Origin of the sequence: Geitlerinema sp. CS-897 (genome assembly GCF_028368005.1) — a bacterium.
Classification (GTDB): Bacteria; Cyanobacteriota; Cyanobacteriia; order Cyanobacteriales; family Geitlerinemataceae; genus Baaleninema; species Baaleninema simplex.
Map to the genome: position 1 here is coordinate 1 of NZ_JAQNCQ010000366.1, position 12,574 is coordinate 12,574.

The window sequence follows — 12,574 nt, forward strand, 5'->3', positions numbered from 1 at the left end:
GGTCGAGGTTTGCAAGTCAGCCCCGGCCAAACCCTGGCTTTAGTGGGGGGTAACGTACTGTTAGACGGGGCAACGTTAACGGCACAGAGCGGACACATCGAACTGGGGAGCGTTGAAGTGGGATTGGTGAGTTTGACAGCTCCCCAGTCTTCCGAGAGCCAGCCGTGGCGTTTCAACTACGACGGGGTGTCGGGTTTTCGAGACGTGCGCCTCGTCCGACAAGCGGCAGCCGATGCCAGCGGAACGGGGGTCGGTTCGATGCAAATCGTCGGTCGGCAAATCGCCTTGAGCGATGGGTCGATCGCCTTGTTGCAAAACCAAGGTACCCAGACGTTCGGCCAGATACGAGTCCGGGCTTCGGAGTCGCTAACCTTAACGGGGACAATCGCTGACGGTTCCATCCCGACTAGCTTGTATCAAGAAACGCTGGGTACGGGCAATAGCGGCGATATCGAAATTTCCACGACACGGTTAGTTCTCGTAGAGGGGGCGAACATTATCAATCGGACTCAAGATACGGGAAACAGTGGCAAGATTGACGTTCGGGCGGCTGACTCGATCGAAGCGATCGGTATTTCTCCACTGAATCCCGCAGCGTTTAGCTTTCTGGGAACGGCAACGGCTGGTATGGGTTCGGCGGGGGATATTACGATTGCCACACGACATCTGAGGGTTCGTGACGGGGCAGGTGTATACACAGCAACCTTCGCTTCAACCGGTGCGGCGGGAGACCTGATCGTCAATGCAACTGAAACCGTTGAATCAATTGGAGTCAACCCGATCGTTATTTCACCCAGCGCTATTACTTCAGCTTCTGTGGGCGCGGGAAATGCCGGTCGCGTCATCATTAATACGTCTAGGGCGATCGTGCGGGATGGGGCGCGAATCTCATCCTCAACTATTGCTAGTGGTAATGGCGGTATCCTGATCCTGAATGCAACCGAATCAGTTGAAGTCAGTGGGACTGTGGCCGGATCGATTAATCCCAGCCTTATCGATGCAAGTGCCACTCTGAATAATAATGAAGCTACAGTGCAAGCTTTCGGACTCCCGCCCATTACCTCTGGCTCTTCGGGGAACTTAGAAATTAACACGCCCCAGTTAAACGTCCTCGATGGAGGAGACGTCACCGTTCGCAACGATGGCATCGGACGTGCGGGCAATCTTCAAGTGAATGCCGAGGCCATTTTCCTCAACGAAGGTGGAGGCATTACCGCTTCGACGCGATCGGGGGAAGGGGGTAACGTTTTCCTCCAAGTCGGTGACTCGTTACAACTGCGCCACGGCAGCCAAATTAGTGCCGAGGCAGGGGGAAGCGGCAACGGTGGCAACTTGGAGATCTCTGCGAACACCATCGCCTTACTCGAAGGAAGCCGTATTAACGCCAATGCCTTTGAAGGTCAGGGGGGCAATATCGAAATTGCCACCCAAAGTTTGTTCGCCTCTCCCGATAGCCGCATCACCGCCAGCTCTCAACTCGGGGTAGACGGCATCGTGGCCGTTACTCAACCGGAAATCGATACCAGCTCGGCGTTGGTTCAGTTAAGTAGCGCTCCCATCGACCCGACGACGCAAATCGTTTCGGCCTGTTCGGCAGCTCATGAAAACTCTTTTGTCGCGACGGGAAGCGGTGGACTCCCCCCCAATCCGCTCGAGCCGTTGCGGGGTCAGGCCGTGTGGTTCGATTGGCCCGATCGCCCTGAAGCCGCACGACGGCTTGAGACAGACGGACATCGCGAAGCCGACCGCTCGCAGTTAGATCGCTCGCCGACGGACGCACTTCATGTTAATTGGGTCGAAGCGAACCGATGGCGCATTGATGGGAACGGAAACGCCGAATTGGTGAGCAGTCAGTCTCGAAATGCCCCTTTTATGCCTTTAGAATGCCTGTCCGAACGTTAAAAAAACTCGATCGACATTAACAAATGCTTCAAAGCAAAAATAGATCGAACTTTTGGGTTTATGGCTCTTCCGATCTTGGTATGTAGGGTAAATTCCTGTGGCCTTCATTTGAAAAGGGATTTCGCGATTTGAGACTCCTTTTTATACGGTTTAGCGAAAACTCTTGCTCTGCAAGGATTTCAGCGCTTTCTTGCGGAGTGACTTCGGCAGATCCTGGTTTATCTATAGGGCACCTCGAAAAATTGATTCTGGATCGAACCCCAATGGCTGAAACCTTTGAAATCTCGTTATCAATTCTCGATAGTAGAGTCTATTTCTCAATAAACTTGAATCGATCGAGGTGCCCTATAAAAAGATAGACTGAATACAAATCGAGCAAAAAAAGCCCAGATGAAAATATCGAAAGACACTCGACTGTTCGACCAGCTATGGTTAGTAACCTTGAGAACCTCTGCAATTCTCACATTACTCAAGGTCACTCCTGCTGTCGGACAAATCGTTCCCGACGGCACGCTTCCCAACCCGTCTCAGATTTCGATCGAAGGTGATACCTTCACCCTCGATGGGGGAACGGAAACCGGAAGCAATCTCTTTCACTCGTTTCAAGACTTTTCCGTTCCCACGGGAAGCGAAGCCTTTTTCAACAACGCTACGAACATTGAAAACATCCTCACCCGCGTCACGGGGAGCAACATCTCCAATATCGACGGGCTGATTCGCGCCAACGGGACGGCGAACCTATTTCTCATCAATCCCAACGGTATTGTCTTCGGGCAAAACGCCCGTTTGGACCTCGGCGGTTCCTTTTTCGCCACCACCGCCGACAGTATCCTGTTTGAAAACGGCTTAGACTTCAGCGCCACCTCTCCCGAAGCGCAACCGTTGCTCAGCGTGAGCGTTCCCGTGGGTTTACAATTTGGCACACCAGCTGCTGCCCTGCGCGTCGAAGGATCCGGTCACGCACTCGTCGGATTTTCCTCGGGATTGGGAAATATCCCCGTTGTTGGTGCAGGGAACAGCGAAGTCGGTTTGTCTGTTGTCCCTAATCGCACGATCGCCCTGGTCGGGGGGAATATGACCCTCGATGGCGGTTTGGTCAATGCACCCGACGGACGTATCGAGTTAGGAGCAGTAGAAACCGGAAGCGTCGGCCTCAACTCTACACCGTCTGGCTGGACGCTGGACTATACCAGCGCATCGAGTTTGGGCGATATCCAACTACTCAACCAAGCTCTAGCCGATACCAGTGGACCGGGCGTCAGTACCATGCAGGTGTGCGGTCGGACGATGGAGATCCGCAACGGCTCGATGTTTTTAATGCAGCATTCAGGTTCCCAACCCGATGGAACCCTAGCCGTGAACCTGAGCGATCGTCTGACAATTGAAGGCATGACCTTTGACTCCACTCTCCCATCGGGGCTGCGAACCTCCGCGATCGCTGAAGGTCAAGGGGCTAATATTTCTCTCACGGCGAACCAGTTATGTCTCATCAATGGGGGCAGCATTGGCAGTTTTACCTTTGGGGAGGGTCGCAGCGGCAATACGAACCTCAATATTTCCGAATCGGTTTTAATTGAAGGCTTTTCCTCTCGCAACCCAGGAAACTCTTCAGGGATTTTTGCCAATGCGTTTGGTGTCGGACTCCCAGGAAGTATCGATCTCTCTACACAACGGTTGAGCGTTCGTAATGGCGGGACTTTGGTGTCCTCAGTCCTTAACCAAGGTGTTCTCCAACCCGAAGCCACGGAAAACATAACGGGCAACGTCGGCGATATCACGATCGATGCCAGCAAGTCTGTCGAACTGTCGGGTACGGGTCCACTGGTTGAGAACGGTATTTTCAGCGTAACGCTGACTCGGCACAATAGCGGTCGAATAACAATCAACACGGGACAACTCCTAATTCGAGATGGAGCGACACTATCGACCGGAACAGTAGCAAGTGGTAATGCCGGCAGAATCACAGTCAATGCCTCTGAGTCTATCGTTATCATCGGTCAAGGAGGGAACTTACGCAGCAGACTGGACTCGAGTGCCGAAACGCCCAGGGAATCGGTACGACCTCTGGTAGGGTTAGAAACTCTGACGGGAGATGCCGGTAGTCTTATCCTCAATACTCCCGTGCTGCAAGTGCTAAATGGAGGACGAGTCAGCACGTTCGGCGAAGGTGCAGGAGATGGCGGTACGTTACACATCAATGCCAACTCGATTCTCGTCCGCGAGGGAGAACTGACCGCATCTACGACTTCAGGAGAAGGCGGTAATATCCTTCTGAATGTGGAAAACGATACGATCTTGCGCCGAGGGGGAACGATCGCCGCCGAAGCTGGAGAAATGGGAGACGGTGGCAATATCGCGATCGATAGTGAGAGTCTCACTTTGCTCCAAGGAAGCCATATTAACGCCAATGCCTTTGAAGGTCAGGGAGGCAACATCGAAATTGTGACCCAAGGTTTGTTCGCCTCTCCCGATAGTCGCCTCACCGCCAGTTCTCAACTCGGAGTAGACGGCATCGTGGCCGTTACCCAACCCGAAATTGACACGAGTTCGGCGTTGGTTCAGTTAAGTGAAGAGCCGATCGACCCGACGATGCAAATCGTTTCCGCTTGTTCGGCCGCTCGTGACAGCTCTTTTGTCGTCACGGGAAACGGCGGACTTCCTCTCGATCCCATTGACGATTTCTTGCGGGGTCAAGACGTTTGGGTCGATCTGCAACTGACGGAAATTCGCGAATCCAATGGTTCGAACGAGGAGGAAGACCACGAAGAAAGTTCGCTCGAGCCTCAGCTTATGTCTGAGGTGGACGGACATCGCGAAACTGAGCCGCCAGACGAGCAAGTTCGAGGGGATGCCCCAACAGAGGTTCTCGATTCCGATTTGGTGGAAGCCAATCGGTGGCATATCGATGGAAACGGAAACGTCGAATTGGTGAGCAGTCAGTCTCGAAATGCTCCGTTTGTGCTTTTAGACTGTCTGTCCGACCGTTAAAAAACACGAGCGTTTCTCTGCGATTAAGGGTGCTGATAGGTTTTCGTTGAAGTTGTGCGTTAACGATTTTTCCAAGTGATGTCAATGATGATGAAAAGCTTACGTTTTTACTTAGTTTTGGGAATGCTGACGTTCCTGTTCGTCACTGCGGGGGTTCCGGCCGTGGCTCGCCTCGCCGCAGCCCCCAGCGATCCCACTCCCACGGAAATGGAGTTGCAAGGCCGATCGGAAAATCTGCTCGATCGCGGTCGTCAGGCTTACGAAGCTGGAGAGTTCGCCCGTGCGGCCGAACTTTGGGAAACGGCCGTCGCCACCTATCGCGATCGCGGCGATCGCGTGCAGTACGCCCTGAGTTCTGTCTATCTCTCCCTGGCTTACCAAGATTTGGGCCGCTGGGACGACGCCCGAGATGCGATCGCGCTGAGCTTAAACGTTCTCGACGAGATTTCGCCGCAAACTCAAGAAGTCTCCCGCGTGATAGGCATGGCCTTCAACACCCAAGGACGCTTGCTGCTCGATCGCGGCCGAGCTACCGAAGCCCTCGCCGCTTGGCAAGACGCTGAAGCGGCCTACGAACGCGCCGAAAACGAATTCGGACAACTCGGTAGCCGACTCAACCAAGCTCAAGCCCTGGAAAACATGGGGCAGTATCGACGAGCGCACGAGCTACTCGAAGAGCTCGCCGCTCGAGTTATCGAGCTGCCCGATTCGGCTTTGAAAGCGGAGACGTTGCGAAACCTGGGCGTGACGCTACAAGCGATCGGCAACCTCGATCGCTCCCAAGCCGCACTCGAAGCCAGTCTCGCGGCGGCGCGATCGATCGGCGCGACGAACGAAATCCTCACCACCCAGTTTGCCCTCGGAAACACCGCCCGTATGTCCGGTGACGTTGCCTTTGCTCTGTCGGCGTACCAACAAGTCGCCAACGCCAGTCAAGGACAACTTCGCCTCACCGCCTTACTCAACCAATTCAGCCTCCTCGTCGAAGGCGATCGCCCCCGAGAAGCATCGGCTTTGTTACCCGCACTTCGCGAGACGCTCGACGGCGTATCGGCGAATCGTTCCTCAATTTACGCTCGCGTCAACTTCGCTCACAGCCTACAGGAACTTCACGCCATCGACCCCCAAGTCAACCTCCGCGAAGTCGCTGACTTACTCTCGCAAGCCGTCGGACAAGCCCGAGAGCTCGACGACGCTCGCGCCCAATCTTACGGACTCGGACAACTCGGTGCGCTCTACGAAAGTCAAAACCGATGGGACGACGCGCAACAACTCACCGAACGAGCGCTGACCCTGGCTCAAAGCATCGATAGTTTCGATCTCGTGGCGCGATGGGAATGGCAACTCGCCCGCGTTCTCGTCAATCAAAACCAAGCATCAGAAGCGATCGCCGTTTATCGGAACACCATCGACGTATTGCAAGACTTGCGAAAAGACCTCGTCGCCATCGACCCGGACGTTCAATTTTCCTATCGCGAGAGCGTCGAACCCGTATATCGAGAGTTCGTCCAACTCCTGATCGTCGAAGCCGATCGTGCGGGAGGCGATCGACAACAACAACTCCTTCGAGAAGCGCGGGAAACCTTGGAAGCCTTGCAACTGGCTGAGTTAGATAACTTTTTCCAAGAAGCCTGTTTGGATGCGAAACCGGTCGATATCGAGGAGATCGACGATCGCGCCGCCGTTCTCTACACCGTGATGTTACCCGATCGACTCGGGATCGTTCTTTCGATTCCAGGCGAACCGTTACAGCTTTACCAAAGTTTTGTTGCCCAAGCCGAACTCGAGCGCCAACTCGACCTCTTACTGCAATCGCTCAACCCAGCTTATGGGAACGAATACCGCCTACAATACTCCGAACAGATTTACGATTGGGCGATCCGTCCGGCTGAAGCGGCGTTGCAACGCAGCGATACGACAACCCTCGTGTTCGTCCTCGATGGGATGCTGCGAAACGTTCCGATGTCCAGCCTGTACGACGGACAACAGTACCTCATTGAAAAATACAACGTTGCCCTCACACAAAGTTTGCAGTTACTCGAGACGCGATCGCAAACGGAGGAACTCAACATCATCACGGGAGGATTGAGTGTATCGCGTCAGGGCTTTCCCGCCATTCCCGAAGTGGAAACAGAGGTGAAACTCATTTCTGACGAAACGTCTTCTTTCGTGCTGTTAAACGAAGGGTTTACTCGGGAAGCACTCGTTCGAGAAATTCAGAAAAACGATTTCGATATCGTCCATCTCGCCACCCACGGCCAGTTTAGTTCTAATGCCGAAGATACCTTTCTGCTCACATGGGACGGTCAAATTAACGTCAAAGATTTAGATACCGTCTTGCAAGCGAGCCTCTCTCGCCGCAATCTCAAACCCCTCGACCTGCTCGTTCTGAGCGCGTGTCAAAGTGCGGCCGGTGACGATCGCGCGACCTTGGGACTGGCTGGCGTGGCTTTGAAATCGGGCGCTCGCAGTACTATTGCGACATTATGGTCGGTACAGGATCGACCCACATCGATGTTGATGGTGGAGTTTTACCGACAACTCAGCCGCACCCCCAACCTGTCTAAAGCTGAAGCCCTACGTCGAGCGCAACTCAACTTGTTGCAAAGTGACGATTACAACCATCCGGCGTTTTGGTCGCCCTTCGTGTTAGTGGGGAACTGGTTGTAATAAAGATCGGGACGTTGTCTACAACGCCCCAACGATAGCCGACATTCTGCGCGAGATCGTGTCGGGCAGAATGTCGGTTAAAGCAAATCGCCCAAGACGACACCGCTCACGCCGCTGAGAACCGTCACAACATCCCCCGCCGCGATCGCGACACCCGTATCCGTCTCCGTGAGTACGAAGGTCGTTGCATCTAAGTCTAGGGGCAAGATCGTATCGACGCCCACTTCAAAATCCACGATCGTATCTGTTCCTCCGTTGACAAGCATGACAAAGCGATCGCTGCCACCGCCACCCGTGAGGGTATCGTTGCCTAAATCTCCGGAAATACGATCGTCGCCTGCACCGCCTTCGATAACGTCGTCCTGCTGTCCGCCGAACAGCGAATCGCTGCCATCTCCCCCCTGCACTGTATCTGTCCCAGTATTGCCGAACAACAGGTCGTCGTTGGCTGTTCCGGTGAGGGCATCGTTACCCCCAAACCCTGCAATCAAAACGGCTTCGTCCGTCTCCATCGTGAAGTTTTCCCCAGCGATCGTATCGGCCTCGTCCGTACCGCGCAGCAAACGCAAGCCCAAACTCGAGGCCAAAACGGCGTAGATTTGCGCCAAAGCCGACGCTGCCGTCCCCACTTGACGACCGAGCGTCCGACCGTTTACATCGCCATCCCCGAAGTGAATGCCGCCATAAAGCCGAGAAATCCCCGCTTCGTCGGCGGCTTCTGTAAAGGTATTCCAGGCGAGCGTGACCGCTTGCTGGGGGGTACTGCCCGGCTCGAAACGCGATTCGCCCGGTTGAAACGTCACGGACGCACCGAAGGCATCGCTGCCAGAAAGCGATCGCAACACTTCCGCGCTAGCGGCACTAAAGGCACTGTGACCGGAGGTATACTCCGCAAACGGCGGCGACGGATCGCTTCCTGGGGTTTGATAGGTTAGAAAGTTCTCTGCTAGGATCGTTTGCGTGCCGCGATCGGGCGACCACGCCTCGATAACAAAGCCGGTTTCGCTGGTGACGTCATCGGTTCCTGGAGTTCCAATTAAACCGAGCGCACCGAGTTCGCGCACGGCCCGCACAGGACGAACGTAGTCGTGGAATACTTTGGATTCCCAGGTGGCAATGCCCGCATCGAAGACGGCGTTCCCCAGGGCAAAGAACATCGAGGCATCTTCGTCGAGGGTGCGATCGTCGCGGGCCGACACGAACTGGCCGAAGGTCATCCAGGTTCCTGGTGGAAACGAGGTTCCGCCTCCGTCTTCCCAGAATTCGGCAATCAGCTTCTGCTCGTCCGTCAAATTGGCACTAAAATCGACGATTTCTTGAGTTTGTTCGACAAACGCTGGATTAATGACCGTGCCGACGAGATCGCTCGAAATGGCTAACTCCATCCCGTCGTCGAGGGCGATCGTTTTGGCGGATACATCGACGGTGGCATTTACTCCCGGCAGTAGAAAGGGTTCGGGTTCCACCGGACGCAAGACATCCCCCGAACTTAGGGCAAAGGGAATCACCTGTCCCCACTGCGGGGTAAGAAACGATTGCAGACTCGCCGTTTCGTCGTCGATGGGGACGTGTTCGGGCGTCCAGCGATCGAGCGCTGCGATCGCCTCTGGCGAGGTGTTGGTAGGCGCGTATCCCGTCGTATCTGCGTAGTTGCCCAGTTGGTTCGAGCCGTCGTTGCGGCGAAATTCGAGGAGGGCTTCCGCCGACAGGTTCCCGATTCCAGCCGCCGTCGTCGCGTCTTCTGTGGTGTTGCTGGGGTCGAGTCCGAGCTGTGCCATCAGGGCGTCGAAAACTGCCACTTCTTCGGGAAAAAGGTCGCTGGCCACCCGATAGGCGGCAAAGCTCATGGCTTCGATTTTGTTGGCCTCGGTATTTTCTGCCGCCGGACGTTGGAGGTTGTCCCAAAGCTGAGTGCCGATCGCGTCGGGGGAGTAGGCCGCCCAGGCATCGAACATCGCCGTGTGAACCATGCCATAGGCCCTCGAGGCAATGGTGGGGCCGGGAGAAGCATTGATAACCGCCGTTTGGATCGCGCGATCCCATAACACCGAAATGGTTGGCGTCTCGTCGTCGCTAATCTGGACGAGTTGTGTTGTCGGGTCGAGGGTTAGTTCAGTCATGGATTCAGTTCCTAATCATCTATTCATTTCAGCAAATCTAACTTTGTATGTTTCCGAACGTTGTGTTTTCACAAATAGCTGTTTAGGCGATTAATAGCCAGTTTCTAGCATTTAGACGGTTATGTGGGAGCATTTTGGCAATTCTTGGATAATAAGAAATATTGCGCGGATTCCGATCGCTCGTCCAGAGCGATCGCAAACTCGCTGCTAAACTGAATCGCCGAGGAGTATAACGGAAGTAGAGAGGGGGCGATCGCACTTCCCCACACCAGTCATGAACACAACCGAGGGCAAGTTTCGTATCGGTCGTGTTGTCGTCAGTCTCGCCGTGGGCTGTGTGGCAACACTGGCAATGCTTCCCGCCCCCGCCACGGATTGGGTGGGGGACGGGGCTGAGAACGCACTCCTGAGTCAAGCTTCGGAAACGGAAGCCGAACGACTGTATCGCGAAGGGGCAGAACTCTACCGACAGGGAACGCCGGAAGCCATCGACGCCGCGATCGCCCGTTGGGAACGCGCCCTGGCACAGTTTCGCGCTCGCGACGACCTCAGCGGCGAAGCGGCGGTTCTCAGTACCCTCGGCGGCGTTTACGCGTCGCGGGAGGAATACCACCAACGGGCGATCGATTATCTCGATCGCGCCTTGGAACTGGCGCAACGCACGGACAACCCCAGTCTCGAAGCCACAACCCTGTTCAACCTCGGCGAACTTCAGTTCGCCCGCACGGATTTCGAGGCGGCGGTGGAGACGTTCGAGGCAGCGTTGCAGCGATTTCGAGCATTGGAAGATACGGATGGGGAAGCGGCCGCCGCGCATCGGTTGGGGCGCAGTTACGCTGCGTTGCAACAGTTTCCCGAAGCGGTGGAATTGCTGGAAACCGCTTTGAGTTTAGCGCGGGGAAACGCCGACAGCGATCGCGAAGCCCGAGTTCTGGAAAGTTTGGGGGATCTGTCCTTCGATCGCGGGGAATTCCCGCAAGCTCGCAATTACTATGAAGAACTTTTAGCCGTTCGCCAAGGGTTGGGAGACCCGGAAGGGGAAGCTTTCGCCCTCGATTCCTTGGGAACAGTTTATTTTGAACTGGGCGACCGACAGCAGGCGATCGTATTTTACGAAGAGGCGATCGCCCTTTTTCAACAGTTGCAACACCCCGAAGGAGCAGCGATCGCCCGCACGAACCTCGCTCGCGCCTATGTTTCCCTCGGTCAGTATCGCGCGGCGAAACCTCATCTCGACCTGGCGGCGACGGTGTTTCGCCATCGCGGCGACAGAGTCGCAGAAGCGCAAGTTCTCAACCTTCTCGGTGAAGTGTACAATGCCTTCGGTGAAGGACAGCGAGCCTTAGACGTCCTCGATCGCGCGCGGCAACTCCTCATCGACAGCAACACGCGAGAAGGGGCGGAAACCCTCACTCGTTTGGGCAATCTCTACGCTTCTCTCGGCGATCGCTCTCAGGCGTTGGCCTATTACGAACGGGTGTTGAGTCTTTACCAACGCCTCGGCGACGAGTCGGGGATGGCAACGACGTTCAACAATTTGGGAAATCTTTCCTTTCATATCCAAGACACCGATCGCGCTTTAGACTACTACGAGCAAGCCCTACAGCGACTGTCTCCGCAACGCGATCGCGGCGAACGGGGGCGCGTTTTCAACAACGTGGGTCGGGTGTACGCGTCAGTAGACGAGGACAGACAGGCGTTGGAGTATTTCGATCGCGCCTTACAACTGCGTCGCGACGTGGGCGATTTGGTGGGACAAGCCGCCACCCTCAACAACATCGGCAGTTCCTACATCAGCCTCGGCGAGTTCGATGTGGCACTCGACGCCCTAGAACAGTCCCTCTCGTTGCAGCGAGAAATCGGCGATCGTTTCGGGGAAGTCTTGGCTTTAGCAAACGTCGCCATCGCGTACCGACAACTGGGACGACTCGGGGACGCCCTCACCACCCTCGAAACTGCCCTCGAGGATATCGAAACCCTGCGAACGAAAGTGGTCAGTCCAGACCTACGGATGTCCTATTTTGCCACCGTTCAGAACAACTACGAACTGTATATCGACCTGTTGATGGAGTTGCACCGCCAGCAACCCAATGCCGGATACGACGCGCGGGCTTTCCACGCCAGCGAACGGGCCCGGGCGCGATCGCTCCTCGATCTTCTGGCCGAAGCCGACGTCAACCTCCGTCGCGGTATTCCCCCGGCACTGGTCGATCGCGAACGCAACTTACGGGCGGCTCTCAACGCCGCCGCCATTCGCCAACAGCAACTCTGGGGGCGATCGCCCTCGGAAGACGAGGTCGTTGCGGTGCGTCGGGAAATCCAACGACTGGAAACCGAACTCGAAACCCTCGAAGGTCAAATTCGCCAAACTAGCCCGGAAGCCGCCGCGTTGAAATATCCCGAACCCCTGACTCTGGCAGAAGTCCAGCAACAGGTGACGGACGACGAGACGGTGTTGTTGCAGTATTTTTTGGGGGGCGATCGTAGCTTTGTCTGGGTGGTGACGCCCGACTCCGCCACCAGTTACGAACTCCCGCCACGGGCAGAGATCGAGCGGTTGGCGATCGCTCTGCGCCGCGTTCTCTCCGATCCCTACGCCGGAACGCGAGATTTAGAGCAGACTGCCCGTTCCCTCAGCAACGCGATCCTCGCCCCCGTCGCCGATCGCTTGGGAGAAAAACGCCTGCTCGTCGTGGCCGACGGGATCTTGCAGGCGCTGCCGTTTTCCGTTTTGGCGATCCCGGATGCTTCTTCTTAGGGCTTGCTGAAAAGAAGTGAAAAGCTTACGACGTAAGGCTTAGAGGAGTCTTGACATGGCTTCGAGAACCCGAAAAAGAGGTAAAATTGGAAATTCCTGTGCATCCGGCAAGAAAAAATGTATCAAAAATCACAAA

5 protein-coding genes are annotated in these 12,574 nt (G+C 55.5%); 4 read left to right on the forward strand and 1 reads right to left on the reverse strand.

The window, feature by feature from the left end; genetic code table 11:
• The 3 genes from POG22_RS23240 to POG22_RS23250 form a co-directional block, all read left to right on the forward strand.
• Positions 1–1,902: two-partner secretion domain-containing protein (locus POG22_RS23240; protein WP_498907297.1), on the forward strand; the 1,902-nt coding region annotated here is incomplete at its 5' end.
• 390 nt (positions 1,903–2,292) lie between these two features.
• Complete coding sequence (locus tag POG22_RS23245) at positions 2,293–4,890, forward strand: two-partner secretion domain-containing protein (protein WP_498907298.1); 2,598 nt, start codon at positions 2,293–2,295, stop codon at positions 4,888–4,890.
• Between the two features lie 84 nt (positions 4,891–4,974).
• Positions 4,975–7,560, forward strand: coding sequence for a CHAT domain-containing protein (locus POG22_RS23250; RefSeq protein WP_498907299.1), 2,586 nt, complete (start codon positions 4,975–4,977; stop codon positions 7,558–7,560).
• 77 nt (positions 7,561–7,637) lie between these two features.
• Here POG22_RS23250 and POG22_RS23255 read toward each other — a convergent pair whose 3' ends face one another.
• A complete protein-coding gene (locus POG22_RS23255) occupies positions 7,638–9,680 on the reverse strand; it encodes a DUF6851 domain-containing protein (RefSeq protein WP_498907300.1) in 2,043 nt (680 codons plus the stop codon).
• 274 nt (positions 9,681–9,954) lie between these two features.
• Between POG22_RS23255 and POG22_RS23260 the strand changes: the two genes are divergently transcribed.
• Positions 9,955–12,438 (forward strand): tetratricopeptide repeat protein, encoded by a 2,484-nt coding sequence (locus POG22_RS23260; protein WP_498907301.1) that lies wholly within the window; start codon positions 9,955–9,957, stop codon positions 12,436–12,438.
• The last annotated feature ends 136 nt before the right edge of the window (positions 12,439–12,574 follow it).